Genomic DNA, 26,620 nt, shown 5'->3' with positions numbered 1-26,620 from the left:
ATTATGGGTTATACTTGTATTACACCTAAGTTAAAAGGTTTTTCTATAGGCGCGTGGTTCGCCGCTTCTATACCCATCGAAATCCATTGGCGGGTTTGTAGAGGGTCGATAATAGCATCTGTCCATAGACGGGCAGCTGCATAGTAAGGCGAAATCTGCTCATCATACTTATCTTTGATGTGCTTAAACAGTGCCGCTTCTTTTTCAGCGGTTATCTCCTCTCCTTTCTTCTTAAGGGTAGCAGTTTCTATCTGTAGGAGTACTTTAGCAGCCTGAGCTCCCCCCATTACGGCTATATTGCCACTATGCCAAGAAACGATAAGGCGAGGGTCATAGGCTTTGCCGCACATAGCGTAATTGCCTGCCCCATAAGAGTTTCCTACTACTACGGTAAACTTAGGCACTACCGAGTTAGCAACTGCATTTACTAATTTAGCACCGTCTTTTATAATACCTCCGTGTTCTGATTTTGAGCCCACCATAAAACCGGTAACATCTTGCAGAAATACAAGCGGAATTTTCTTTTGGTTGCAATTAGCAATGAAGCGAGTAGCCTTGTCAGCACTATCAGAATAGATAACCCCTCCAAATTGCATTTCTCCCTTTTTGCTTTTTACCACCTTTCGTTGATTGGCTACAATGCCTACCGCCCAGCCATCTATGCGCGCATAGCCGGTGAGGAGCGTCTGTCCATAGCCCTCTTTATACTCGTCAAATTCTGAATTATCAACTAAGCGTAGGATAATTTCCCTCATATCATACGGCTCGCTGCGCAGCTTGGGCAGAATACCGTATATTTCGTTCGGGTCTTTTATAGGGGCGTGAGGTTCAGAGCGATTAAAGCCAGCCTTTTCGTAGTCAGCCAGTTTTGCCATAGTGCGGCGCACACGGTCTAAGGCATCGCGGTCGTCAGTAGCTTTGTAATCGGTTACCCCACTAATTTCACAATGAGTCGTAGCCCCTCCTAATGTTTCGTTGTCGATATTTTCACCTATAGCAGCTTTTACTAAGTAGCTGCCAGCCAAGAAGATAGAGCCAGTTTTATCTACGATTAAGGCTTCATCGCTCATAATAGGCAGATAAGCACCTCCCGCCACACAGCTACCCATCACTACGGCTATTTGGGTGATGCCTTTGCTACTCATCAGGGCATTATTTCTGAAAATACGTCCAAAATGCTCTTTATCAGGGAAAATCTCATCTTGCAAGGGCAAGAAAACGCCTGCACTATCAACTAAATAGATGATAGGCAAATTGTTTTCGATAGCTATTTCTTGGGCGCGTAGGTTTTTTTTGGCAGTAATGGGGAACCAAGCCCCTGCTTTTACGGTAGCGTCATTAGCTACTATTATGCACTGTTTTCCAGATACATAGCCTATTACTACTACCACACCTGCTGAAGGGCAACCTCCGTGTTCGGCATACATACCATCGCCGGCAAAAGCACCGATTTCTATAGAGGGAGTGTTTTTGTCTAACAAATAGTCAATGCGCTCGCGGGCAGAGAGTTTACCTTGAGCGTGTAGTTTTTCTAAGTTTTTAGCTCCGCCACCTTCTTTTACTTTTTTCAGGCGTTTTCGCAATTCGCTCAGAGCTAATTTATTAAAATCTTCGTTGCTGTTAAATTCGATATTCATTTACTAATTAATGAGGGCACAAAGGTAGTGTATAATTTGTCAATTAGCAAATTTACCAATTAGCAGAAAAATTTTCTCTTACGCTTTTACCCTATACAAACGATATAGGAACAATATAGGATGAGCGAAGGATAAGCGAAAAATTAGCGAGCTATAACTGAGTGAATTTCATTATAATTTTACTATAACCAATATTTTTTTAAACTTTTTTTGCGATAAAACAAAATAATTATGTATTTTTGCCCCAAATTTGTGTGCTATACTAAAACACAATAATTGAATAACAATAACTTGACATTTACAATGGAGAAAATATCTGCTGCCATTACCGCTATCGGTGGCTATGTACCAGAGGATGTACTCAGCAATGCTATGCTCGAGAAAATGGTAGAAACAAATGATGAGTGGATTTACACTCGTACAGGTATCAGAGAACGCCGTATCTTGAAAGACCCTCAAAAAGGTACCTCTTTCTTGGCTATAGAGGCTGCTAAAGACCTCCTCAATAAGAAAGGTTTAGACCCTAAAGAGATAGACCTGCTTATCCTCGCTACAGCTACTCCCGATATGCCCGTAGCACTTACAGGCCCTTATGTAGCTTCGCAAATAGGGGCAACCAATGCCTTTGCTTTCGACCTACAAGCAGCTTGCTCAAGTTTCTTATTTGGCGTGTCAGTGGCTGCCAAATACATAGAGTCAGGGCGTTATAAAAAAGTATTGTTAGTAGGTGCCGACAAAATGTCGTCTATTATCGATTATACCGACCGCGCTACTTGTATCCTCTTTGGCGATGGAGGAGGGGCAGCGCTTTTCGAGCCTAACTACGAAGGATTAGGGGTGAAAGACGAAATCCTAAAAAGTGATGGTATAGGGCGCAACCACCTGTATATCAAGGCAGGAGGCTCTCTTTGTCCTACCACCGCTCAAACAGTAGCCGAAAAGCAACACTTTGTGTTTCAAGATGGTAAGACCGTTTTCAAATACGCAGTAACCGGTATGGCCGATGTGGCTGAAGAGGTGCTAAAACGCAACAACCTAACTAATAATGATGTACAATGGCTTACCCCGCATCAGGCTAATAAGCGCATCATCGATGCCACTGCTGAGCGTATGGGGCTACCTGCCGAAAAAGTGATGCTAAACATTCACAAGTACGGCAATACCACTTCAGCTACTATCATTCTCGCCCTTAATGACTACGAGCAACAGCTCAAAAAAGGCGATAACATAGTATTAGCAGCCTTTGGTGGTGGTTTCACTTGGGGGGCTATATACCTAAAATGGGCATACGACGGCGCCCAAGTAAAAAAATAAACAACAATTCAGCAAACATATATTCGTATGGATTTAAGAGACATTCAAAACTTAATTAAATTTGTTGTCAAGTCGGGCGCAAGTGAGGTAAAATTGGAGATGGAGGATGTAAAAATCACTATCAAAACCAATTCCGATGAGAGTGGCAGAGAGCAAGTCTATGTGCAGCAACTACCTGTAGCACAGCAGCTCCCTCAGTTGCCTATTCAGCAACCCCTACCTACCCAGACCCTTCCGGTGGCGGCACCAGAGGCTACTGAAAACAAACCTGCACCTAGTGAAGATAGCAAATATATCACTATCAAATCACCGATGATAGGCACTTTCTATCGCCGCCCTGGTCCAGATAAACCTTTGTTTGTCGAAGTAGGTTCAACTATTTCTAAAGGAAGCGTTATCTGTATCATCGAAGCGATGAAACTTTTCAACGAGATTGAATCAGAAGTATCTGGTAAAATCGTAAAAATATTGGTAGACGACTCTTCTCCTGTAGAGTTCGATCAACCATTATATTTGGTAGACCCATCATAGATGAGACCCAAAACCTTTATTTTTAAAAAGGAATACTATGTTTAAAAAAATATTAATAGCTAACCGCGGAGAGATAGCCTTGCGAGTAATACGTACTTGTAGGGAAATGGGTATCAAGTCGGTAGCGGTATATTCTACTGCCGATGCTGATAGTTTGCACGTTCGTTTTGCTGACGAAGCCGTGTGTATAGGTCCTCCAGCGAGCAAAGATTCATACTTAAAAATACCTAATATTATAGCAGCTGCCGAAATCACCAATGCCGATGCTATCCACCCAGGATATGGGTTTCTTTCAGAAAATGCCAAGTTTTCAAAGATTTGTGCTGAACACGGTATCAAATTCATCGGGGCATCACCTGAAATGATAGAGCGTATGGGCGACAAGGCTTCAGCCAAAGCTACTATGAAAGAGGCGGGCGTACCTACGGTGCCTGGTTCTGACGGATTAGTACAATCGCTCGAGCACGCTAAGAAAATAGCGGCCGAGATAGGCTACCCTGTGATGCTGAAAGCTACTGCCGGAGGCGGGGGGCGTGGTATGCGCGATGTGTGGAAAGAGGAAGACCTCGAAAAAGCCCTCGATAGCGCAATGCAAGAAGCCGGAGCTGCCTTTGGCAACGATGCTATGTATATGGAAAAACTTATCGTAGACCCTCGCCACATCGAAATTCAGATAGTAGGCGACCAATACGGTAAGGCTTGTCACTTATCAGAGCGCGACTGCTCTATCCAGCGTCGCCACCAGAAGCTAACCGAAGAAACACCTTCGCCTTTTATGACCGAAGACCTTCGCAAGCGTATGGGCGAGGCAGCCGTAAAAGCAGCCGAGTACATCAAGTACGAAGGAGCTGGTACGGTAGAGTTTTTGGTAGACAAAGACCGCAATTTCTACTTTATGGAGATGAACACCCGTATACAAGTAGAACACCCTATTACCGAGCAAGTAATTGATTACGACCTTATTAGAGAACAAATATTAGTAGCTGCAGGAGTGCCTATTTCTGGTAAGAACTACACCCCTAAACTACACGCTATAGAGTGTCGTATCAATGCTGAAGACCCTTATAACGACTTCAGACCCTCACCAGGCAAAATCACTACCCTACACGCACCGGGCGGACACGGAGTGCGTCTCGATACCCACGTGTATAGCGGTTATGTGATTCCGCCTAACTACGACTCTATGATAGCGAAGCTCATCACCACAGCACAAACGCGCGAAGAGGCGATAGCCAAGATGCGCCGTGCGTTAGATGAGTTTGTGGTAGAGGGCGTAAAGACCACGATACCATTCCATTTGCAGTTGATGGATGACCCCGATTATTTGGCGGGCAATTACACCACTAAGTTTATGGAAGATTTTAAGATGAAACCCCAAGCGGGAGAATAATGAAGTATTAATATAAAGGGACTATTCAAAAAAAACGTTGTTTTTTTAATAGTCCCTTGTTATTGGTTAATTGTTAAATCAAAAATATGAAAGTAATAGCAATGATACCAGCGCGTTATGGTGCAACGCGTTTCCCAGCCAAACTGATGCAAGACCTCTGTGGTAAGCCAGTGATTGTGCATACTTACCAGCGCGTTAAGGATACGCAACTGTTTGATGAGGTGTATGTAGTAACTGACGATGACCGCATCGAAAAAGCTATCAGCGAAGTAGGAGGTAGGGTTATCAGAAGTAAAAAAGAACACAACAGCGGTAGCGACCGTTTAGCAGAAGCTTCACAAGACCTGCCAGTCGATATTATCGTGAATGTGCAGGGCGATGAGCCTTTCACCAATAAAGAAAATCTGGAAAAGGTAATCGATATTTTCGCTAAAGATGTTGATAAGACTGTAGATGTAGCGAGCCTAATGGAGGTAATCACCGACCCTGAAGAGATAGCTAATCCTAATAATGTAAAGGTAGTGGTAAATCGCCAGAATGAAGCGCTTTACTTTTCGAGGTCAGTAATTCCTTATCAGCGTGCTGATGTAGGAGCTCCTTATTACAAGCACATTGGTATCTATGCCTATCGGAAAGCAGCCCTACAACGCTTCACCGAGTTGCCCCCTTCTGTTTTAGAAGAAACAGAGAAGTTGGAGCAATTACGTTACTTAGAAAATGGATATAAAATACGCTTAGCGTTAACAAATATACCCACCATAGGGATTGATACCCCTGATGATTTGGAAAAAGCACGAATACGACTCTCGAAAAAAGGGAGCTAAAAAGAGGGATACATATAAAAATAAAAAATATTTTTTTTGCTTTTGTGTGACAATCAATAGTTTATAAAATTGTTGATAACTTCTTGATAAAAAAATACTGAAAGATTTTATTTTTTTATTATCTTTGCTACGTCTAATACAACACTAAAATACACACTATACATAAAACTACCTAATTCTTTAAGAATATTGTTATAAAATAAATAAAAAAAGAGAGACTACATCTGTAAGAAGTAGAGAAACGTGTAAAAAAATGAAATATAAGGAATACTTCGTAGGGTTAGATATCGGTACTACCAAGATTGTAACTATGGTAGGGACGAAAAACGAATACGGGAAGATAAAAATTTTAGGATACGGTCAGGCTAAGAGTGAAGGCATCAATAAGGGAGTAGTGAATAACATAGCGCAGGCTACCCAGTCGATTATGAATGCTATTCAAGATGCTAAAGAGAAAACCGGTCTCGATATAGAAAATGTAGTAGCAGGTATTGCGGGGCAAAACATAAAAAGCCGTTCGCACAGCGACTATATTACCAGAACCGACCCTGAAAAACTGATAGATTTTGAAGACTTAGAACGCTTGAAAGAGCAAGTGTTCTCTATTTCTTTGGCTCCTGGTGAAAAAATCATTCACGCCCTTCCACAAGATTATAAAGTAGATAATGTAGGCGAAATAAAAGAGCCTATAGGTATGATGGGCAAGCGTTTAGACGCTACTTTTCATTTGGTAATCGGTCAGGTAAATGCTATTAAGGGTATCACCCGTTGCATACAGACTGCTAATCTAAAACCTGTAGGGCTAACGCTCGAACCTATCGCTTCGGCTGAAGCAGTGTTAAGCGAAGAAGAGAAAGATGCAGGGGTAGTATTAGTCGATATAGGGGGCGGTACTACCGATGTGGCTATCTTCAAAGATGGCATTATCAGACATACAGCTGTAGTACCTTTAGGAGGGAATATCATCACAGACGATATTAAAAATGGTTGTGGTATTTTGGCACGTCAGGCCGAGATGCTAAAAGTGCAATATGGGTCGGCTTGGCCTGGTGAAAACCGCGATAATGAAATAGTTTCTATACCTGGGATAAAAGGAAAAGAACCTAAAGAAATAACCCTTAAAAACCTTTCAAAGATTATCCACTCTCGTGTGAGCGAGATTATCAATTTGGTGCTTAAGGTGATAGAAAACTACGGTTACCAAGAGGCTAAGAAGAAACTCTTTGCAGGTATCGTACTTACAGGAGGAGGCAGCCAACTAAAGCACATAGTGCAGTTGGTAGAATACATTACCGGTATGGACACCCGTATAGGTTACCCCGATGAACATTTAGCTGATAATTCAGATCCTAAGCTTACGTCACCCATATATGCTACCGCTATAGGATTGGTGATGAACGCTATAGAAAATCAGGCTGAAGAGCAGTTCAAAAAACGTTTAGAAGAGCTTAAAGCACAAGAAGTAACTGAGGCTGATGACAGAGCAGAAATCCCTGCAGAACAGCCAATTAATAAAACACAAAAAGTAATAGCTACTATTATAGACGACTCAGCTGCTGCGGTCAGCCGAAAAATAGAAGAAGATGATGAGGAAGAGGAAGAACCTAAGAGTAGCAAAGGGTTTTGGGAAAAAGTCAGCAAGAAAATAAAAAATTTCATAGGCGAGACTGAAGAAGAAGTATAGAACAAATAATTATGATTTAGATAATGGAACAAACACAAGATGTCCAATTTAATTTTCCAAAAAATAACAGTAATTATATAAAAGTTATTGGAGTAGGCGGAGGAGGGGGCAACGCCGTCAATTTTATGTACGATAATGGCATCAATGGGGTAGATTACCTAATTTGCAACACTGATGCACAAGCACTTGAGAGCAGCAATATTCCTAACAAAATACAGTTAGGGGTGACACTTACCGAGGGGTTAGGAGCAGGGAATAATCCTGAAATTGGAGAGAAAGCAGCTATAGAGAGTGAAAACAACATCCAGAAAGCCCTTGAAGGGAATACCCAAATGATATTTATCACAGCGGGTATGGGGGGCGGTACCGGTACAGGGGCAGTGCCTATCATAGCTAAAAAGGCTAAAGAGATGGGCATATTAACGGTAGCTATCGTTACCACTCCGTTCAACTTCGAAGGCTTAAAACGCAGTCGTCAGGCACAAGCTGGTATTAAGAAACTCCGCGATTCTGTAGATTCGCTTATCGTTATCAATAACAATAAGATAAACGAAATGTATGGCGAACTGACTATCAGCGAAAGTTTTGGCAAAGCCAATGAGATATTGCTAAAAGCTGCCAAAGGAATGGCTGAGGTAATTAGTAAGCATTATATGGTAAACATCGACTTGCGTGATGCCCGTACAGTACTCGAAAACGGAGGTACTGCTATTATGGGTTCAGCAATAGGTGAGGGTGAAAACAGAGCAAGCGATGCCGTAACAGGGGCATTAAACTCTCCACTGCTAAACGATAACAAAATAGTAGGAGCTAAAAATGTCTTGGTATTGATTACTTACGGCTCTAAAGAGGCTACTCAGCGCGAAGTGACTGAAATTAACAACTACATTCAGGAGCAAGCAGGCGACAATATGGCTGACCTTATCTATGGTATTGGTGAAGACGAGTCGTTAGGTGAGGCTATTTCGGTAGTAGTAGTAGCTACAGGTTTTGATGTAGAGCAGCAAAAAGAAATCGTAAATGCTGAGCCACGCCGTGTAATACACGTCCTTGATGATAATCAAACTGTTACTCGCGATTTAACAGAGCCTAAAGGGGTGGTAGTCAATGCCGCTATTAATGCTACAGAGGTTTACCCTGTGCCATCAGTACCTGAGGTAAAAAAAGAACCCGCACTTACTGACCTACTCAATATCTGGACAGACTGCGAATTGGTAACTACAGAAGATAGTTTTATAATAGTAGATAAAACAGCTCCTAAGTGGGAAAAACCTAAGAAAGAAGAGGTAGTGCAAGAAGTGCCTCGCCAGCAAAAAGTCTATGCTGCTGCTGAAGTAGCTGCACCTATTGTACACCAATTGCGTGAGGAAGATTATGAACCACAACCATCGCAGCCTAAAAACCGTTATACTTCAGCTCCTATAGTGAATGAAGCAGGCGAAATACGTTATACTTTAGAGGAATATACTGAGTTAGAGCGCACCTTTCGCGATGCCAAACCAACCTCGTTTGTAGAAGATAAAACGGTGAATAATAATGAGTTTGTATTATATAATACAGAAGAGAAGATGGCTGCACCTGTAAAGCCTAATAATGCTCCTGTACAAATGAGAATGTTTGAAGATGAAGAAACTGAAATAAGGCTAACCCCTATGGATGCGCGAATTTCAGATGTGATGAACAAACGTTCTAATCGTTTGCAAGATTATAACTACAAATTTGGCTCGGTTAATACCCAATCGCGTACTACGGTAGGGAAGGACTCTTCAGGAGAGTTTCAGATACGAAAAAACAATTCGTACCTACACGATAATGTAGATTAACAATTGTATCTTTTTGATAAGAGAAAACAAAAAAGGCTGTCTTTTTAAAAGACAGCCTTTTTTGTTTTCTCTTTATTTTAAAGGGTGCGGTTCATATCCCATTTTTCGAGATATTGAGCTACGCGTTGTACGAACATACCGCCTAAAGCACCATTTACCACACGGTGGTCATAGCTGTGTGAGAGCATCATTTTATAGCGGATACCAATTACATCGCCTTCAGGTGTTTCTATAACAGCAGGTACTTTCTGTATAGCTCCTATTGCCAAGATACCAACTTGTGGCTGATTGATAATAGGTGTGCCAAAAACGTTGCCAAAAGAACCTATATTAGTAACTGTATAAGTACCATCTTTTACCTCATCAGGTTTTAGCTGGTTAGCACGAGCACGCTTAGCAAGGTCGTTTACTATTTTAGCCATACCTCTTAGGTTAAGCTCATCAGCATTTTTGATAACAGGTACTATTAAGTTGCCGTCAGGTAAGGCAGTAGCCATTCCTATATTGATGTTTTTCTTCTTAATAATAGTGGTACCTTCTACTGATATATTCATCATCGGGAAGTCAATGAGAGCCTTAGCTACAGCTTCCATAAAGATAGGAGTAAAGGTAAATTTCTCGCCTTCATTAGCCTCAAATGCTTTCTTCACCTTGTTGCGCCATTGCCATATACGGGTTACATCTACTTCAGTAAAGCTTTGTACGTGTGCAGATGTTTGCTTGCTAAGAGTCATATGCTCAGCTATAATCTTGCCCATACGGCTCATCTCTATGCGCTCCTCGCCGTGCTTAGTATAGCTTCTCTGATCAATAGAGGTTGCTGTTGCAGGGGGTGCCGGAGTAGGAGCTACAGTAGTAGCTTTAGGCTGGGTTCTGTGGGCTATATAAGCTAGGATATCATCTTTAGTTACCCTATTGTTTAGTCCGGTGCCTTTTATATGGGCTAATTCATCAAAGCTAATACCTTCTTGTTTAGCGATATTCTTCACCAAAGGAGAGTAGAAACGCTCAGCACCACTAAAGTCTATTTGAGGGCTAAGGGTAGTCTCTTTTATATCGCTTATGTTTTGCATCAGTATTTCAGCAGTTTGTTGAGGAGGAGCCGAGGCGTCTGCTGACTCTTGGGTTTCGATGATAGCCATCACCTGACCTATTTTTACTACCTCATCTACTTTGAAGAGGATTTCAGAAACTATGCCACTTACTTCGCTGGGCACTTCTGAGTCTACTTTGTCAGTAGCGACTTCTACAATAGCTTCTTCGGCTTCAATAGGGTCGCCTACCTTTTTGAGCCAGTTGGTAACCACAGCTTCAGCCACACTTTCACCCATAGAGGGTAATTTTAATTCGTATCTTGCCATTTCTGTACTACTTTATATCTTTTATTTCTTGTGGAAGGTTCATATTCTTAGTTAAAACACCTAATTTGCTAAGGTCGATGTCGCCGGTAAGCGATAGGATAACCATTTGCGTAGTGTTTGTAGAGGGTTCTACCACCATTAGCAGTTCAGATACTTTGTTAGCATCTTTACCGCCTTTGGTATAGAACTTCACGTTTTGGTTTTTGTCTTTTACGCGCATCAGTTCAGAGAGAGCTGCACTTTTAACATATTGTTGCACTTCAGTTTTCATCACCGAAGCAGCTTTAGCATTCTCGGTAGAGAATACCTTCATACTCTTGAGTTTATTAGCTATATCCATAAACTCTTTAGCATCAGCATCCTTACTATCGATTTTAGAAAGCATCTGAAACATCTTTTGCGAGACCACTAATGTAGTGATGTCATTATTAGCTTCTAATCTATCAAAAGCGGGTTGCCCACAGACACTCATTGCTACGAGTAGTGCGGGCAATATAAATAACTTATTTATCTTCATAATGAGCGTTTATTTTGGTTTGACAATCTTTTTATTTTATTTCCGCAGGAATATAGAAAGGTCGAAATCAAGGAAATAGAGTGATAATAGCACTAAGATAATCAGTACAATCCAGAAAGTTTTATTGAATTGTGCGTTTTTCTTATTCCTACTTTCGCTGCGGATACTGCGCCATTGCTCAGTAAAATGGTTAGAAACGGTTTCGCGGTCTTTGCGAATGCGCGACCCCATCTCGAAAGCGTTGCCTTCTTCTTTCCCCTCATAATAGCGAGGGGTATAATTAAAACGTTTGTTTTTAGGTAATCGAAATAACTTTAGCTTCATAATCTGCAAAGATAATAAATAAATAATAATTAGCAAGTAACAAGTTGCAAAATTTATTCCAAAAGAGTATTCATATTCGAAATAACTTCTTTGATAAAATTCTGTTCGCCTATAATATCGTCAGCAAGGTCAGTTTTGGCTTTTTGCAGCCGAATGATTTTTTCTTCAACGGTATCTTTGCTGACGAAGCGCACCACGTTTACTTTGTTTTTCTGTCCTAAGCGGTGCGCCCTTGCAATGGCTTGTTTTTCAGAAAACGGATTCCACCAAGGGTCTAACAGCAGCACGTATGACGCCTGAGTAAGATTGAGCCCTACCTCGCCTGCTTTAAGCGATATAAAAAAGAACGTGACCTCGGGGTTTTGCTGAAAAGCCTCAACTTCATTTTTGCGCTCGGCAGTAGGGGTACTACCGGTAAGTTTAGCGTATTTCACTCCGTTTTCTTTACACCATTGCTCATAAATGCTTAAGTGAGATACAAAACTGCTAAAAATAAGAGCTTTGTGCGATGCCTGTACCAACTCTTGCATACAATTTACAACCTCTTCGTATTTTCCTGAAGGAATAAGGCTGTCCTTATCTGCCAACATAGGGTGATTGCTGATTTGTCGGAGTTTGGTAAGCATATTCAGCGCATTAAACTCTGTGATAGGCGCTGCAATCTGTAGCAATTGGTTGCGCACTTTTGATTTTTCGCTCTCGTACCACTTAGCCTGTTCTTCGGTAAGAGGGCAATAGATTATTTGGGCTTCCATTTCGGGCAAGTCATCGAGTACTTGCTCTTTGGTGCGCCTGAGCAAGAAAGGACTGATGATAGTTTTCAGCTCTTCTAATGCCTGAAGGTTTTTCTTCTTGCTGATTTCTATCTCGTAGTTTTTGTGAAAAGAAGGGTAACTCTTCAGTATATTGGGGTTGATAAACTGCATTTGCGACCATAAATCGCTCAGGGAATTTTCTATAGGGGTACCACTCAGTGCTATGCGATGGGGGGCTTTCAGACTGTTAATAGCCTTAAAAGTCTTAGAGTTTTTGTTCTTAATACGCTGACTTTCATCGAGGATAATATAGCGAAAATCGAGCTGCTGAAGCTCTTTGATGTCGCGCTCTACGATAGGATAACTGGTAAAAACAAGGTCGTAATTAGTGAGTCGCCTTACTTTTCGCTTGCGCTCTATGCCCGTGCCAACATATTGGGTACACTTTAGGTGAGGGGCAAAGCGCTTAGCTTCGTCATACCAATTGAAAATAAGCGATGAAGGCAAAATAACGAGTACTTTTAGGGCTTCTTTTTGTACCTCTACTCCCGAAAATAGGTCGTTGCTGTCAATAGATTTTTCGGGTAGGCTGTCGTGTATATTTACTAACAGAGCTATTGTCTGTAGGGTTTTCCCGAGCCCCATATCATCAGCCAAGCAAGCGCCTACCCCGTTGTGATAGTGCTGTAGTAGCCACTCAACACCCTCTATTTGGTAGGGGCGTAGCGTTGCTTTTAGCTTATCAGAGGGGGTGTAACTCACTTTTTCTACTAACGACTGTGGTTTTATTTCGGGTATAGCCTCTAATAAAGCGTAATTACTCTTAGCAAGCTGTAGTTTTTCTTTTTGTACCTTAGCATATTTGGCGATAGATTGAAATTTGCTGAACCATTCTTGGGGTATAATGAATATTTTACCGTTGGGGAGTGGGTATATAGGGTTATTTTCTTTGATATTTTTGATTAAATCTTTAAAATCGAATAAAGAATCGCCTTGTTTTACTTTTATGGATAGGTCAAACCAGTCATTTTCGGTGTGTGTGTGGTTGAAAATCAGTTCTGACGGAGCTATAGTTACCTCTTTGCCGCCGTCTATTACGAAAGGGTGAAAGCTAAAACCTGCTGCAATGAGCGATTCTCTGTGGTGCAATAGATGAAAATACGAAGCAAAAGGGTCTGTACTCTCTAAAAAGAAAGTTCCTGATTGATTAGTAAAGCCCATTTGCTCTAAAATAGCATATTTTTTAGCTTCTTCAGTAGTATTTCTTCGGTAATTATAGATAAAAATACGTTTATTATCATCTATTTGTAGGTCAGATTGTATAGTTTTATGCTGATGACTGCTGAAAGCATAGTCATTGTAGTGAAATAGCAGGTGTATTTTATAATGATTAGCAAAAAAGTCGAAAAAGATTTCTATAGCAGTATCAGTCAGTTCATTCCTCTCGATGATGTCAAAGCCTATAGGCAATACTTTTGCATTGCGAAGTATTTTCTTAAGGAATTTCTCAAAATACTCAGGGAAACTTCTCTCTGGTATAATAGTCGTTTCTTTGTTTAAGAAAGGAGTAAGGTGCGATGTTTTAATATGGGCTATTCTCACCACTTTCTTGTTTAAGATAACCCAAGCGTGATGCTTGTTCAGAAACTCTATATGGCTCTGGCAGGGCAATAAGGTTTGCTTGCCATCGTCTAATAGCAGTCGGTAGCGTATGCCCTCTTCTGTTTTTTTCAATTCTAATATAGGTTCGAGTACCTGAGTGGTAGTGAGGACTTGTTTCTTTACTAATTCGTCTTTATGCGTGTAATTGGTAGTGATAAAAAGTTCATTCTTACAGATAAGCATTAGTAGTTTATCTGTTTTATCCTCTATTTGCTCCTGAATATGCTTCTTAGTTTGTGCGTTTTGGTATATTTTAGAGAAAGTATCACCTTTTTTCAGGTATTTTTGGTATAATTCGTTAGGTTGTAGGCTGTTGATAATTGAAAGAGCTTCCTTTTCAGCTGAGGAGAGCTCCCAATTGGGCAAACTGCGCAATACTTCATCAGAAGCTTTTTTGTAAAATACGCAGTAGCCATTGCGCTGTTCGGCAATATAAGCATTGGGCAGCACAAGCTCTATAATAGGGTGAAAAGTGAAATCGATGAAAAGAAACATATAATAGGCAAAGTATTATTGTGTAAAAATCCCTGCATATTTAGATATACAGGGATTTTAAACTATGAAATAAGAACATTAAACTTTATGAGAATAGACGCTCAAAGAAGTTTTTACGTTTTTCGTTCATTGATTGATCTACGTGGTAGATATTGTCAGAAACACTTACATTGCTATTATCAATAGAATTAACAGTTTCTGCTGTGAAAGCATTTTGGTTCTCAGACATAATGCTAATCACAAAGTCGATATAGTCTTTACCTTGTTTTGTCAAATAGTTTTTGAAGAAGCGGCTACTAAGTTCAACGCCTCCTATTTTCTCCATTTTCAAAAGAGACTCGTAAAAAGGAGCCAAATAGTTATTGATAGCAGCTTCAGGTACAGATTTACGTCTGCCGATGTAGTGAGTAATGTTGCCCATAGCATCGCGGCGCATTTCAAAATCGGTTACTACCCAGTAGTATTCACCTGTTTTAGCTAAGTTTTTAATCACACCTACGAAGTTATTGCCTACTTTTAAGTTATCCCAAAGGAGTTTGAAGATAAGTTTAGGCATATCGGGGTGGCGTATAAGGTTATGAGGCTGCCCGATAAGTTCGCTTGCAGAGTAGTGAGCTACAGCGCAGAATACATCGTTTACATTGGTAATAGTACCTTTTACGTCTGTTTCGCTAATAAGGGTTTTGGTCTTGTCCCATTGTACTTCGCGGTCAATAGGGGTAGGTCTTTCAATAGTAGGGATAGGATTTGTAAAATCTGACATACTGTTTACTTTTTTTTAATGATTATTATTTTATAGTTCCATCGCCTGATTATGAAAACAATCTGCCAAAGAAACTCTTGCGTTTTTCGTTCATAGCATCGCTTACCGTTACGATGTCATCTGATATTACTTTGTTAGAATCCATTGGAGCCATAGGTATATCTTGGAAGGCTACATCTTCGCGGTTTTCGTTCATCACATCAATGATAAAGTCGATGTAGTCTTTACCTTGTTTATCCAAATAGTTTTTGAAGAAACGAGCACTTAAGTCCATACCTCCTACTTTTTCAAGTTTTACGAGGGTTTGGTAAAGAGGAGCTACGTAATTATCAATTACCCCTTTAGGCACTGACTTACGGCGAGCGATGTAGTGAGTGATGTTGCCTGCACTGTCGCGACGCATTTCAAAGTCGGTGATTACCCAATAATACTCTCCTGATTTAGCCAAGTTTTTCACTACCCCAGCAAAGTTATTCCCTAATTTAAGGTTATCCCAAAGGAGTTTAAAAGTGATTTTAGGCATATCAGGGTGACGGATAATGCTATGAGGCTGCCCAATCATTTCAGCAGCTGTATAACCACAAACGGTGCAAAATACGTCATTTACGTTAGTAATGCGCCCATAAACATCGGTTTCACTGATAATTACTTTTGATTTATCCCATACCACTTCTTTATCAATAGGGGTAGGGCGTTCTACGGTGAGCTCAATGTCTCTATAATCTCTAATCATTGCAAAATTTTATTTTGGTTATTATCGCACAAAGATAAATCTTTTTATTAATAAAGCCATACTTTTTTATCATAAACTTTTCATAAAAGTTTTAATACTGACTTTTTTCTTCTTTTATAAAGTTGATTATCAGTTGTTTGATTTCTCTTCTACAGAAGGCTCTTCTTCTGGTTTTTCCTCTTTATCCTCATCAATTTCTTTGGTGTACTTGTTGTACAAGAAAGAAGCTATTAGCATCAATACCCCCAATGATACGAATACTATCGTTTTGCGCAGCGTATCTAAGTGGGTAATGTCGTAGAAAAATAATTTCAACACACTAAAACTGATAAGTACAATACCCGAAACACGTAGGTATTTCTTCTTTTTGAAAAGCCCTAATACTAACAATAGTACCGCATAGGCTCCCCATAGTATGGTAAGTCCTAATTTGTAGTTAGAGCTCGATTCATACAATTCCGTCCAATGCAATAGCTCACTGCTGCTTACCCATAAGGCTACTAAGTGTAGCAATAACTCTAATTTTAGCTTAGATTTTGCCGATAAGTTGAGGAACTTTTGCAATTGCCAGATAGTATAACACAAAGCAGCAAATGCTATTATACCCAAATATCTGATGTTTAAGAACCACAACGAAAGCTGATAACCTCTAGCCGCCTCGCTTATATAACGTTCGCGCAACTCGCTAAAGTAGTACAAGCCTATGGTCATAAATAAGGCCCCCAGAATAAAATTGATGCCCATTTGTACTTCAGCCAGCGTTTTTTGTTTGTTGTATTTGAGGTTCAGCATACTGTAGCCCGATGCAAATAGCAAGCAGTAGATAAGTAGCCAGATATTTTTGAACAGCGATAAATCTTCCATTAGCATAGCATTGTCTAACGCATTAGGGTATTGCAAAATGCGCATATCGCATAACACGATAATTTCGCGGAAGAAGGTACAAAACAGCGAACCTACTGAGAATATATTCAAAAAGAAAGTAATCGAATTGGCATACTCTCCTCCGCCTTTCACTTTCTGATGTATATAAGCCATAAAAGAGGTGGCAGCCGCATACAATAGGGCGTTTACAAATAATGAATTGGCAAACGGAGTAACGTAATCGGCAGTAGAGAGTAGGTAGATGTTGTAAGAACCTTTATACCAGTCTATTAATAGGCTTCCGGTAGCTAACACCAATACCCCGTAGCTGATGCGCTCATACACTGCCAAGGCTTTGGTGCGCCCTAACCAGAATAATAGAGCCGCTTCAGCACTCCAGAATAGCGTAATCCACGAACCTTTAAATTGTATAGGGATTACTAAGGTGGCGAACGAAAGCGCTGATACTAACACCAAATATTTCAGTTGCGTAGAAGGTACTTTTTTCAGATGGAAATAAGCCGCTACGCCAAAGTGCAACAACGCATTGCACAAGGTGAAAAGAGCTACCCACGTATTGTCGTGGTAATGGTTGTTGATGAGCCAAGCTCCTAAGCCATAGAATGTTAAGCTGTTGATAAGGAACAGCGCCACATCTACGGTGCTAAGTTCGGGCTCTTGGTGTAGCTTCTGTGCTATAAACGAGAGGTAGAAAGTAGTAAAAGTAACAAAATTAAAGGTTAGGAAGGCACTGAAATACACTTCGTTATCAGCTAGTTCCCAAGTCGAAAGCAGTAATACCCACGTGAATAAGAACGCAGAGATGAGCAAGGAATTCCACCGCTTGTAGAACGATAGCACCAGCACCCCTATATTGATGATAGCCGTGTAGGCAAAGAGAATATCTACCCGCCCAGAGTTATTGCTCAGCAAGAAAGGCACAGCATAGCTGCCCACTAAGCCAATAAGGGCTATCACCACCTGATTATAGCTAAGCGATGCCAATACCGTAAAGGCGGTAAAGAGGAACATCAGTATAAAGGTGAGCGACTGCGGGAAAAAGTCGAAGACAGAATACGCTATAAAGGTAACGAAATAGAAAATAGCCATAGCACCACTGACTAACACAGCGCTAAAATTCTCGTATTTCTTCTTGAGCACAGCTCCGGTTACAAATAGAGCAACCCCCGTTAGGTAACCCAAAACTAAGCGCATAGCTGGGCTGATAAGGTTGTGGTCGATAGAATATTTCACCCCTATAAATACCCCAATTAGGATAATACCAATCCCTATTTTGCTAAATAAATTCTCTCCGATAAAGCGCTCCCAATCTCGGTTTTTATTCTTTCCTAATAGGTCATCAAATGATTTTTCAAACACAGGCTCTTTTTCCTTTTTGTTATAAAAAGAAGCGGTAGGAGCAGCTTCAGCTACAGGAGCAGTAGGCGCCTGAGCCTCTTCAGCTATAGGCTCGGCTACAGATTCTACTTCCTCAGTAATAGGTTCAGTTGTGGTCTCTTCAACAATAGGTTGTTCAGTAGTAACCTCTTCAACAATAGGTTGTTCAGTAGTAATTTCCTCAACAATAGGTTCAGCAGTAACTTCCTCAACAATAGGTTGTTCAGCAGCAGCCTCTTCAACAATAGGTTCAACTACGGTTTCTGAAGCAGTAGGCATTGTAGCCATTTCAGCTTTCATTTTCCATATAGTTTCTTTGATGCCTTTTACTTCTTTGATAAAGTCGTATTGTCTATCTACTACGTTATCTACTTTGTCGATTAAGGTATCTAAATCTTTATCTATGCGCATAGGTTTCTTGATTGAAGCGGAATGTTCGCTTTCGATTTCAGAGTACAAAAGTAATGAATAATTTTTAGAAAGCAAATAAAAGAAGAAAAATCTTTTATACCTACCTTCCTTTTACTTTGGATATACGTACCCTTTAGGACGAGCGAAGGAAAGTCGGCGAGCTGGCACAGCCGAGTATGTGACGAAGGATAAGCGAAGGATAAGCGAACTCCAGCCCCTCTTATTAAACTAAATAATTTGCTAATTGATAAATAATTTATACCTTTGCCCCACTAATTAATTCACTAACAAATGGATTTAACAGCCTACCATTATGTTTCTCTCTTTCGTGAGAACATTCAGAAGTACCCTAAGAAAGAGGCACTGATGAGGAAAATTGACGCTCATTGGCAACCGATTTCTTGGGAAAAATTGGGCACCATCACTACTCAGCTTTCTAAGGCATTGCTACAGCAAGGGGTTGCCCCACAGCAAACGGTGGGTATCCTCTCTCAGAATACCCCCCAATGGACACTTACCGACCTTGCGTGTTTGCAAATACGCGCCGTAACCGTACCTATCTACACTTCTAACACTGCTGAACAAGCCCTCTACGTGATGAATCACGCTGAGATAAAATTCCTCTTTGTAGGAGATGAAAAACAATATCTCAAGGCTTTAGAAGTAGCCGACCAATGCCCTTCTCTACAGAAAATAATCCTTTTTGATGACCATATACCGCTAAAAGAACAAAAATACTCTATCCACTGGACGGACTTTTTGGCTTTAGGCAATAATAATGCCTTAGATGAGGAGTTACAACAGCGCATAGATAGTAGAGATTTATCTGACCTTTTTACGGTTATCTACACTTCGGGTACTACGGGCGAGCCTAAGGGGGTTATGCTTACTTACGAAAATCTGGCTTATCAGATGCTTGGTCACTCGCAAAGGCTTGAGGTAGATGACACCGATTCTTCGCTGTCGTTCTTGCCGCTAACGCACGTATATGAGCGCGCTTGGACGTTCTTCTGTCTTTACAAAGCGATTGTGGTTTATTATTTAGAAGATACTAATTTGGTGCGCGAAGCCCTTGCTGAGGTGCGTCCTACGCTGATGTGTGCTGTGCCGCGCTTTTATGAGAAAATATTCGCTACCGTGCACGATAAGGCTGATGCTTCGTCCTTTGCAAAGCGAATGCTCTTCAAATTGGCTGTTAAAACAGGTCGCAGGGTATTAACCCTCAAAGAGCAAAACCGCAAACCATCATTTTTATTGAAAAAGGCGTATAACTTTTTTGATAAAATGGTCTATACCAAGCTTAAAGCGGTTTTGGGCGGACGTATTAAGTTTATGCCTTGCGGAGGTGCCAATCTTGAGCCGAGTATAGGGCGTTTTTTCCAATCGATAGGCATCAATGTCAAATTGGGCTACGGAATGACCGAAACTACGGCTACTGTATCTTGTTGGGGTGATAATCGTTTCAATTTACAGTCAGTAGGTACACTAATGCCCAATGTGCAAGTGCGCATAGGCGAGGATAATGAGATATTAGTAAAAGGAGGTATGGTGATGAAGGGGTATTATAAGAACCCTGAAGAAACGGCTAAGGCTTTTACTCCTGATGGCTTTTTGCGTACGGGTGATGCTGGTAGAATAGACGGTAATAACAATCTTTTCATCACTGAGCGCATTAAAGAGTTGATGAAGACTTCTAACGGAAAATATATAGCCCCTCAGCTGATAGAAGGTAAGGTGGGCAAGTATAACCTTATTGAGCAAATAGCGGTGATAGCCGATGGCAAGAAGTTTGTATCAGCTTTGATAGTGCCTAATTATGAGATGCTTACTCAGGCATTCAAAGACCTCAATATTAAATATAAAAACACGGCAGACCTCATTAAGCACAGTCAAGTAATAGAGTATATAGGCAAGCAGTTGCAGAAGTTCCAAAGTGATTTACCTGATTATGAGCAGATAAAAAAATTCACCCTGCTGCCTACTGCTTTTTCTATTGAGCGCAATGAGATTACTCCTACGCTTAAGCTTCGCCGCAAGGTGATTTATGCTAATTATAGTCGTGAGATAGAAGCAATGTATCGCTAATCAGCTATTTGCTTAATTGCCAATTAGGGGCTGCTTCAATACTGATGACTTCTTTCTTCACGGGGTGCTCAAAAGTGAGTTTATAGGCGTGCAAACAGATGCCCCCGTCGGGGTTAGAGCGTTTAGCACCGTATTTTAGGTCGCCTTTTATGTGCAATCCTATAGCAGCTAATTGGGCTCTTATCTGGTGATGCCTACCTGTGATAAGGTCTATTTCTAATAGGTGATAATGGTCAAAAGACTTCAATAATTTATAGTGCAGTACGGCTTTTTTGCTGTGCTGCACTTCTTTATTATGCGCTACTGATTTGTTTTGTTTTTCATTGCGCACTAACCAGTGGGTAAGAGTGCCTTCAGTAGTAGGGGGCATTGCATCTACTAATGCCCAATAGGTTTTCTGTACCTGCGCTTTGTCGGCAAACATAGCATTTAGCCTACTGAGGGCTTTGGAGGTTTTAGCAAAAAGAACTACCCCAGTGGTAGGACGATCTAACCGATGTACTACACCGAGGTATGCTTCACCAGGTTTGTTGTATTTTTTTTTCAGGTAAGCCTTTAGATGTTCGCTAAGGGGGGTATCGCCAGTTTTGTCGCCCTGCACAATGTCACCCACGCGCTTGTTTATGCCTATTACGTGATTGTCTTCGTATAGCACGTCTACGTTTTCGGCGTTTGTTGTAAGTTTCATAATGTCGTTTATTTCTAAAGTAAAAGAAGCGCATTCCGTCATAGAAGAGCCCTAATAATAAGATAGCAACAGAGAGTAGTAAAGTATAGAGTTGCCATTGTTGGGCTATGTAGAAATAGCCTGCGCAGAAGCCTCCTAAGAAGAAAAAGGTAATGATAAATAGCCGCAGCCGTATACGGTTGCGTAGTTCTATCAAATATGTTTCATAGTGATTTTTATGAAGGTAAAGCAGTTGCGATAGTTCGATACCAAGGTCGGTGAAGAGCCCTGTTAGATGGGTAGTACGCACTACCGAATTAGATGTTTTGGTAACGAAGGCATTTTGTAGCCCCATAGCGAAGAGTAGTATACAAGCGGTTATATTCTGGGGTATACCACCTATTGAGAAAGTGTTTAACCCCCATACCAATAATAACAAAAAGCATTCTAAAAGGGTAGGGGCTAGGTATTTATTGTGTTTGCGGTGATAATTGGCGTACTCTATCAGTAGTCCAGAGCAGAAAGAACCCGCTAAGAAAGCAAAGATATAAAGGAAGTAGATAAGCCCTTTCCAAAACTCGGCTACAGATACATCGTAGATGAAGTAAGCAAAATGCCCAGTAACATTGGTGGTGAGTTTATCCATAAACAAAAAGCCGGTAACGTTCACCATTCCTGCAACGAATGAGAGCACTACGGCTATTTGTAAATTATGTTTGGCAGTTCGACTTTTCCCTTGATGTCTAAACATTTTTCGGCATTCTAATAACTTTCGTTTTCATTAGGAAAGTCAACGCTTTTAACATCGGCTATATAGTGGGTTACTGCTTCGTTGATAACTTCTTGTAGGTTAGCGTATTTGCGCAAGAATTTAGGGTGAAACTCATTGCTCATTCCCAGCATATCGTGCATTACTAATACTTGTCCATCAACACCATTGCCAGCCCCAATACCTATGATAGGTATTCGTACGCTCTTAGCTACCTCTTTAGCCAAAGCAGCAGGTATTTTCTCTAATACTATTGCAAAACAGCCTAACTGCTCTAATAGTTTAGCATCTTCTTTTAGTTTTTGAGCTTCAGCTTCTTCTTTTGCGCGCAGACCAAACCCACCAAATTGGTGTATGGATTGCGGAGTGAGTCCTAAGTGTCCCATTACGGGTATGCCAGCATTTACTATTCGTCTGATGCTCTCTGCTTCCTCTTTACCCCCTTCTAATTTGATAGCGTGAGCCCCACTTTCTTTCATTATGCGAGTAGCTGAACGCAATGCTTTCTTAGGGTCAGACTGATAAGTACCAAAAGGCAAATCTACTACTACCAAAGCACGTGTAACGCCTCTTATCACAGAAGAAGCGTGATAAATCATCTGGTCTAAAGTGATAGGTAGGGTAGTTTCGTGTCCTGCCATTACGTTGCTGGCAGAGTCGCCTACTAATAGTACATCAATACCTGCACTATCTAATAATTTAGCAAAAGTATAATCGTAGGCAGTAAGCATTGATATCTTCTCGCCATTGGCTTTCATTTCTACTACCGATTTGGTAGTTACGCGTTTGTATTCTTTTCTAACAGCTGACATTTTCTTATGTTTTTATAAAATTAATTACACTCTCTTATCTTCTCTATGATAAGTTCATAATGGTTATAATGTTTTACAAAATCGAGGTCAGTAACATCGATAATGAGTGAGTTGATAGCGGTATTCTTCTGTATGAAATCTAAATATCCGTAATGTATTTTCTTCAGATAATCAGGCGATATATTCTGTTCATATGCTCTTCCGCGCTTTTTGATGTTCTCAATCAGGCGGTCAGTATTCTGGTATAAGAATACGTACAAATCAGGCTTGATAATTTGGTTGTAGAGTAGGTAGAAGAGCTTTCGGTATAGTACAAACTCATCTTCGCTAAGAGTAACTTTAGAAAAAATAAGCGATTTAAATATATCGTAATCTGATACTACAAACTCCTTAAATAAATCCATTTGGGCAAGCTGCTCGCGCATCTGTTGGTAGCGCTCTGTTAAGAACGACATTTCTAAGGTAAAACCGTATTGTTTAGGATTTTCGTAGAATTTAGGCAAGAAAGGATTGTCAGAAAACTGCTCTAAGATGAGCTTAGCATTAAAGTCTTCAGCTATCTTAGTTGCCAATGTAGTCTTCCCAGAGCCTATATTCCCTTCTATAGCTATATATTTATAGTTCAGAAAAGGTGATTTCTGTGCAGGGAATGTCAGTTGGTCAGATAGGCGTTGCACAGGCGATGGGTCATCGGTAGTGCGTAGCAGTTCACCTATTGTTTTCTGTAGTATAGGGTGTACTTTCTGTTCATCGAGGGCTGCTAAAGGGCGTAGTACGAACTTGCGTCGGTGTAGCAGAGGGTGTGGTATTGTCAGTAGTTCACTATTGATAACCTTATCGTCATAAAACAGTATATCAAGGTCAATAGTGCGCGATTGATACCCCTTTTGGTTGGGTACGCGCTCTCTTCCTAACTCGTGTTCTATCTGTAGTAATTGCGATAACACTTCCTCTGGCGACAGAAAGGACTTACATAACAAACAAGTATTTAGGAATGCCTCGCCTGCAAAACCCCACGAAGGTGTTTCGTAAATAGGGGCAATATCAACGATAGTACCCACTCGCATGGCAATTCCTTCAATAGCTTGCTGCAAGTATGCTTTCCGGTTTCCCAGATTGCTCCCCAATGATATGTATATATCGTGATTCAAAAAACTAACTCTTCAAATATTTCTCTACATTTTCATAGATACGTCCTTCTATATCGGTAGTATCACCTGGTATAAACTTCTCGCCCATTATGTTCTCGTAGAGCTCTATATAGCGGTCTGAAACCGATTGCACATAAGCATCACTCATTTCAGGCACTTTTTGTCCTTTTTCACCTTGAAAGCCTTGCGAGATAAGCCACTGGCGTACAAATTCTTTTGATAGTTGTATTTGGGGTTCTCCTTTTTCTTGGCGTTCGTCATATCCTTCTTTGTAGAAGTAGCGAGAAGAATCCGGAGTGTGAATTTCATCTATAAGCACTATTTCGCCATCGCGAGTTTTGCCAAATTCGTATTTAGTATCTACTAATATAAGTCCGTGTTTTGACGCTATTTCGGTGCCACGAGCAAAGAGCGCATAGGTATATTTCTCCATTAAGCGATAGTCTTCTTCACTTACGATACCTCTTCTGATAATCTCCTCGCGCGATATATCTTCATCGTGTAGTCCTTGTTCTGCCTTAGTAGCAGGGGTGATGATAGGGTGTTGAGGGAAAATATCAAACTCTCTCAATCCTTCAGGTAGCGCTACCCCTGATAGCATACGCTTACCGTTTTTGTACAGACGAGCAGCGTGTCCGGCCAAGTAGCCACGTATTACCATTTCCACTTTTAGGGGTTCGCATACCTGCCCAATAGATACGTTAGGGTCGGGCGAGGCAGTTAGCCAGTTGGGTACTATATCTTCAGTTTGCTCTAAGAAGCGTACAGCCATTTGGTTGAGTATTTGTCCTTTGTAAGGTATCCCTTTAGGAAGGATAACGTCAAAAGCTGAAATACGGTCGGTAGCAATCATTATGAGGGTATCATCTTTCAGCTGATACACATCGCGTACTTTCCCTCTGTATACTGATTTTTGTTTGGGAAATTTAAAGTTAGTTTTTGTTATGGTATTCATCATTCTAAAAATTTAGATAATATTCATTCTCGCGGCAAAAGTACAAAATAATTGTCAATTATCAAGTATTTGACAAAATTTGATGCTAAATATTTCAAAATTAAACCTTTTGCCTTTCTTTTAGGTTGTTAATAATACGTGTTTTTTACTATCTTAATCAAAATTTTTGATACCCGTTTGATACCGATTTTTTTTATTATCTTTGCCCCGCTAATTTAATTAAAATATAATGGAAAAGATAAAATACACTCTTCGTTTCAACCGCAAAAACCAACTTAATAAACACGGACAGGCACCCATACAAATTGAATGCTATTTAAACGGCAAACGTAAATACTTTGATACTAAAATTAAGGTAGCACCTACACAATGGCACGAAAAAACAAAAACAATCAAAGGGACGCCTAATGCTATACAGCAAAATGCCCTTATATCTGAAATGCTTCGTACATTAGAAAATTATGAAATTGAACGAATAAACAATAATAAAGCTATTAATCTGGAAATGCTATCTAATGCTTTAAATTCCTCCAAAAATAATACTTTTAACTCTTGGTGTGCTTTGCAAATTGAAAAAGATACAGTAAAACAAAGCACAAAAAAAGCTCTTTTATTAACTATTAAGCACCTTAATAACTTTAATAAACATTTGTCTTTTTCTGATATTGATTTTGATTTTTTAAAATCCTTTGAAAAGTATTTGCTTGAACAAAATTTAAAAGCTAATAGTGTAGCTACACACTTGCGCCTTGTTCGTAAGTTTGTTAATTTGGCTATAAATTCCGACCTTATGAATATAAATCAATATCCTTTTAGAAAATTCAAAATAACAGTAAAAAAAACTGATAAGGCGTTTTTATTAGCTTCTGAAATTGAACAAATAGAAAATGTAACACTAACAGACAAAAAACTAATATATGCCCGTGATTTGTTTTTATTTTCTGTTTATACGGGGCTACGTTATTCTGATATTATAACGCTTCGCCCGTCTAATATAGTAACTATTAACGGGCAAAAGTGGATAGAAAAAAAGCAGCAAAAAACTGATGAAAAATTAATGATACCTATATACTTACTTTTTAATGGGAAACCCCTAAAAATCATAGGAAGTAACTATATTTTTGGTAGTATGCAAGTTTTTAAGTTTATAAGAAATGATACATTAAACAGATATATTAAACGAATTTGCGAACTTGCAGGCATTGAAAAGCACATTACTTTTCACAGCGCACGACACACAACCGCTACATATTTACTAAGTAAGGGGGTAAATATATACGTTGTACAAAAGATTTTAGGGCATAGCAAAATAGATACAACGCAAATATATACACACTTAATAGACGAAACAATGATAAACAGCCTACAAAGCGTTAATTTCTAATTATTTAGTTTGATTTTCTTTTTTTAGCACTCTTCGGAGTGCTTTTTTATTTTCCAATCTAACTTGCTGATTTTCAATATAAACCCAAATTTGGGTTTATATTGATTTTTAGGCACTTATGTAACTTGTTGATTTTCAGTATAAACGAAAAAAAATGAGTTTGTATTGATTATCAGTGGGTTACATTTTTTTGCTTGTATGATACCCTACGAACGTACCTGTATCGAAGTACCTGCTTCATTACAGGTTCCTGCTTGCTGATGCTTGGTTCTTGTGTCCTTGGTTGGTGATGCTTGTTGCTTCATTACAGG

General features: G+C 40.1%; 21 protein-coding genes. 8 read left to right on the top strand and 13 right to left on the bottom strand.

What is annotated here, in order from left to right:
• Nucleotides 1–8: 8 nt before the first annotated feature.
• Nucleotides 9–1,637 (bottom strand): acyl-CoA carboxylase subunit beta, encoded by a 1,629-nt coding sequence (locus tag C8P65_RS10780; RefSeq protein WP_107782806.1) that lies wholly within the window; start codon nucleotides 1,635–1,637, stop codon nucleotides 9–11.
• 303 nt (nucleotides 1,638–1,940) lie between these two features.
• On the opposite strand from C8P65_RS10780, the gene C8P65_RS10775 reads away from it, so the two are divergent.
• From C8P65_RS10775 to ftsZ, 6 genes are all read left to right on the top strand, one after another.
• Nucleotides 1,941–2,951: a beta-ketoacyl-ACP synthase III gene (locus C8P65_RS10775; protein WP_095914411.1), complete on the top strand. Its 1,011-nt coding sequence runs from the start codon at nucleotides 1,941–1,943 to the stop codon at nucleotides 2,949–2,951.
• Between the two features lie 27 nt (nucleotides 2,952–2,978).
• Complete coding sequence (gene accB / locus C8P65_RS10770) at nucleotides 2,979–3,482, top strand: acetyl-CoA carboxylase biotin carboxyl carrier protein (protein ID WP_107782805.1); 504 nt, start codon at nucleotides 2,979–2,981, stop codon at nucleotides 3,480–3,482.
• A 37-nt stretch (nucleotides 3,483–3,519) separates the two neighbouring features.
• Entirely contained in the window at nucleotides 3,520–4,872 is a 1,353-nt protein-coding gene (gene accC / locus C8P65_RS10765; RefSeq protein WP_107782804.1) for an acetyl-CoA carboxylase biotin carboxylase subunit, read from the top strand.
• An 86-nt stretch (nucleotides 4,873–4,958) separates the two neighbouring features.
• On the top strand, nucleotides 4,959–5,696 hold the full coding sequence (kdsB, locus tag C8P65_RS10760; protein ID WP_107782803.1) for a 3-deoxy-manno-octulosonate cytidylyltransferase: 738 nt from the start codon (nucleotides 4,959–4,961) through the stop codon (nucleotides 5,694–5,696).
• Nucleotides 5,697–5,949: 253 nt separating this feature from the next.
• On the top strand, nucleotides 5,950–7,380 hold the full coding sequence (gene ftsA / locus C8P65_RS10755) for a cell division protein FtsA (protein ID WP_107782802.1): 1,431 nt from the start codon (nucleotides 5,950–5,952) through the stop codon (nucleotides 7,378–7,380).
• A 23-nt stretch (nucleotides 7,381–7,403) separates the two neighbouring features.
• A complete protein-coding gene (ftsZ, locus tag C8P65_RS10750) occupies nucleotides 7,404–9,203 on the top strand; it encodes a cell division protein FtsZ (protein ID WP_107782801.1) in 1,800 nt (599 codons plus the stop codon).
• Between the two features lie 77 nt (nucleotides 9,204–9,280).
• On the opposite strand, the gene C8P65_RS10745 is transcribed toward ftsZ, so the two are convergent.
• From C8P65_RS10745 to C8P65_RS10715, 7 genes are all read right to left on the bottom strand, one after another.
• Nucleotides 9,281–10,564, bottom strand: a complete 1,284-nt coding sequence (locus tag C8P65_RS10745) for a dihydrolipoamide acetyltransferase family protein (RefSeq protein ID WP_107782800.1) — start codon at nucleotides 10,562–10,564, stop codon at nucleotides 9,281–9,283.
• Nucleotides 10,565–10,571: 7 nt separating this feature from the next.
• Nucleotides 10,572–11,081, bottom strand: coding sequence for a DUF4252 domain-containing protein (locus C8P65_RS10740; RefSeq protein WP_107782799.1), 510 nt, complete (start codon nucleotides 11,079–11,081; stop codon nucleotides 10,572–10,574).
• A 36-nt stretch (nucleotides 11,082–11,117) separates the two neighbouring features.
• On the bottom strand, nucleotides 11,118–11,405 hold the full coding sequence (locus tag C8P65_RS10735; RefSeq protein WP_095914418.1) for a hypothetical protein: 288 nt from the start codon (nucleotides 11,403–11,405) through the stop codon (nucleotides 11,118–11,120).
• A 53-nt stretch (nucleotides 11,406–11,458) separates the two neighbouring features.
• Nucleotides 11,459–14,317, bottom strand: a complete 2,859-nt coding sequence (locus C8P65_RS10730) for a DEAD/DEAH box helicase (protein WP_107782798.1) — start codon at nucleotides 14,315–14,317, stop codon at nucleotides 11,459–11,461.
• Nucleotides 14,318–14,402: 85 nt separating this feature from the next.
• Nucleotides 14,403–15,080, bottom strand: a complete 678-nt coding sequence (locus C8P65_RS10725) for a PAS domain-containing protein (RefSeq protein WP_095914420.1) — start codon at nucleotides 15,078–15,080, stop codon at nucleotides 14,403–14,405.
• 49 nt (nucleotides 15,081–15,129) lie between these two features.
• Nucleotides 15,130–15,813 (bottom strand): PAS domain-containing protein, encoded by a 684-nt coding sequence (locus tag C8P65_RS10720; protein WP_009388566.1) that lies wholly within the window; start codon nucleotides 15,811–15,813, stop codon nucleotides 15,130–15,132.
• A gap of 129 nt (nucleotides 15,814–15,942) precedes the next feature.
• A complete protein-coding gene (locus C8P65_RS10715; RefSeq protein WP_107782815.1) occupies nucleotides 15,943–18,486 on the bottom strand; it encodes a DUF2339 domain-containing protein in 2,544 nt (847 codons plus the stop codon).
• Between the two features lie 291 nt (nucleotides 18,487–18,777).
• On the opposite strand from C8P65_RS10715, the gene C8P65_RS10710 reads away from it, so the two are divergent.
• Nucleotides 18,778–20,571, top strand: a complete 1,794-nt coding sequence (locus C8P65_RS10710) for an AMP-dependent synthetase/ligase (protein WP_107782797.1) — start codon at nucleotides 18,778–18,780, stop codon at nucleotides 20,569–20,571.
• A 4-nt stretch (nucleotides 20,572–20,575) separates the two neighbouring features.
• Here the strand turns inward: C8P65_RS10710 and C8P65_RS10705 are convergent, their stop codons facing one another.
• The 5 genes from C8P65_RS10705 to C8P65_RS10685 are packed head-to-tail and all read right to left on the bottom strand — an operon-like array spanning nucleotide 20,576 to nucleotide 24,925.
• Nucleotides 20,576–21,259 (bottom strand): RluA family pseudouridine synthase, encoded by a 684-nt coding sequence (locus C8P65_RS10705; RefSeq protein WP_107782796.1) that lies wholly within the window; start codon nucleotides 21,257–21,259, stop codon nucleotides 20,576–20,578.
• Complete coding sequence (locus C8P65_RS10700) at nucleotides 21,177–21,989, bottom strand: YoaK family protein (RefSeq protein WP_107782795.1); 813 nt, start codon at nucleotides 21,987–21,989, stop codon at nucleotides 21,177–21,179. The genes C8P65_RS10705 and C8P65_RS10700 overlap by 83 nt, the downstream gene beginning before the upstream one ends.
• A gap of 11 nt (nucleotides 21,990–22,000) precedes the next feature.
• Nucleotides 22,001–22,819, bottom strand: a complete 819-nt coding sequence (panB, locus tag C8P65_RS10695) for a 3-methyl-2-oxobutanoate hydroxymethyltransferase (protein WP_107782794.1) — start codon at nucleotides 22,817–22,819, stop codon at nucleotides 22,001–22,003.
• Between the two features lie 20 nt (nucleotides 22,820–22,839).
• Nucleotides 22,840–23,970 carry a 2-amino-4-hydroxy-6-hydroxymethyldihydropteridine diphosphokinase gene (folK, locus tag C8P65_RS10690; protein WP_107782793.1) on the bottom strand — a complete coding sequence of 377 codons (1,131 nt, stop codon included), beginning with the start codon at nucleotides 23,968–23,970 and terminating at the stop codon, nucleotides 22,840–22,842.
• 4 nt (nucleotides 23,971–23,974) lie between these two features.
• Complete coding sequence (locus C8P65_RS10685; RefSeq protein ID WP_107782792.1) at nucleotides 23,975–24,925, bottom strand: phosphoribosylaminoimidazolesuccinocarboxamide synthase; 951 nt, start codon at nucleotides 24,923–24,925, stop codon at nucleotides 23,975–23,977.
• Between the two features lie 229 nt (nucleotides 24,926–25,154).
• Between C8P65_RS10685 and C8P65_RS10680 the strand changes: the two genes are divergently transcribed.
• On the top strand, nucleotides 25,155–26,309 hold the full coding sequence (locus C8P65_RS10680) for a site-specific integrase (RefSeq protein ID WP_107782791.1): 1,155 nt from the start codon (nucleotides 25,155–25,157) through the stop codon (nucleotides 26,307–26,309).
• The last annotated feature ends 311 nt before the right edge of the window (nucleotides 26,310–26,620 follow it).

Source organism: Capnocytophaga leadbetteri, assembly GCF_003054025.1.
In the GTDB taxonomy this organism is placed as follows: Bacteria; Bacteroidota; Bacteroidia; order Flavobacteriales; family Flavobacteriaceae; genus Capnocytophaga; species Capnocytophaga leadbetteri.
This window is presented reverse-complemented; position numbering and strand designations above follow the sequence as displayed.

Excerpts from the sequence above, each read along its gene's own strand:
- C8P65_RS10705 (WP_107782796.1), bottom strand. The coding sequence starts at position 21,259 with ATGAAACTTACAACAAACGCCGAAAACGTAGACGTGCTATACGAAGAC.
- accC (WP_107782804.1), top strand. The coding sequence starts at position 3,520 with ATGTTTAAAAAAATATTAATAGCTAACCGCGGAGAGATAGCCTTGCGA.
- C8P65_RS10775 (WP_095914411.1), top strand. The coding sequence starts at position 1,941 with ATGGAGAAAATATCTGCTGCCATTACCGCTATCGGTGGCTATGTACCA.
- C8P65_RS10745 (WP_107782800.1), bottom strand. The coding sequence starts at position 10,564 with ATGGCAAGATACGAATTAAAATTACCCTCTATGGGTGAAAGTGTGGCT.
- accB (WP_107782805.1), top strand. The coding sequence starts at position 2,979 with ATGGATTTAAGAGACATTCAAAACTTAATTAAATTTGTTGTCAAGTCG.
- C8P65_RS10725 (WP_095914420.1), bottom strand. The coding sequence starts at position 15,080 with ATGTCAGATTTTACAAATCCTATCCCTACTATTGAAAGACCTACCCCT.
- C8P65_RS10710 (WP_107782797.1), top strand. The coding sequence starts at position 18,778 with ATGGATTTAACAGCCTACCATTATGTTTCTCTCTTTCGTGAGAACATT.
- C8P65_RS10730 (WP_107782798.1), bottom strand. The coding sequence starts at position 14,317 with ATGTTTCTTTTCATCGATTTCACTTTTCACCCTATTATAGAGCTTGTG.
- C8P65_RS10700 (WP_107782795.1), bottom strand. The coding sequence starts at position 21,989 with ATGTTTAGACATCAAGGGAAAAGTCGAACTGCCAAACATAATTTACAA.
- C8P65_RS10685 (WP_107782792.1), bottom strand. The coding sequence starts at position 24,925 with ATGAATACCATAACAAAAACTAACTTTAAATTTCCCAAACAAAAATCA.
- ftsZ (WP_107782801.1), top strand. The coding sequence starts at position 7,404 with ATGGAACAAACACAAGATGTCCAATTTAATTTTCCAAAAAATAACAGT.
- C8P65_RS10720 (WP_009388566.1), bottom strand. The coding sequence starts at position 15,813 with ATGATTAGAGATTATAGAGACATTGAGCTCACCGTAGAACGCCCTACC.
- C8P65_RS10740 (WP_107782799.1), bottom strand. The coding sequence starts at position 11,081 with ATGAAGATAAATAAGTTATTTATATTGCCCGCACTACTCGTAGCAATG.
- C8P65_RS10735 (WP_095914418.1), bottom strand. The coding sequence starts at position 11,405 with ATGAAGCTAAAGTTATTTCGATTACCTAAAAACAAACGTTTTAATTAT.
- panB (WP_107782794.1), bottom strand. The coding sequence starts at position 22,819 with ATGTCAGCTGTTAGAAAAGAATACAAACGCGTAACTACCAAATCGGTA.
- C8P65_RS10680 (WP_107782791.1), top strand. The coding sequence starts at position 25,155 with ATGGAAAAGATAAAATACACTCTTCGTTTCAACCGCAAAAACCAACTT.
- ftsA (WP_107782802.1), top strand. The coding sequence starts at position 5,950 with ATGAAATATAAGGAATACTTCGTAGGGTTAGATATCGGTACTACCAAG.
- kdsB (WP_107782803.1), top strand. The coding sequence starts at position 4,959 with ATGAAAGTAATAGCAATGATACCAGCGCGTTATGGTGCAACGCGTTTC.
- C8P65_RS10715 (WP_107782815.1), bottom strand. The coding sequence starts at position 18,486 with ATGCGCATAGATAAAGATTTAGATACCTTAATCGACAAAGTAGATAAC.
- C8P65_RS10780 (WP_107782806.1), bottom strand. The coding sequence starts at position 1,637 with ATGAATATCGAATTTAACAGCAACGAAGATTTTAATAAATTAGCTCTG.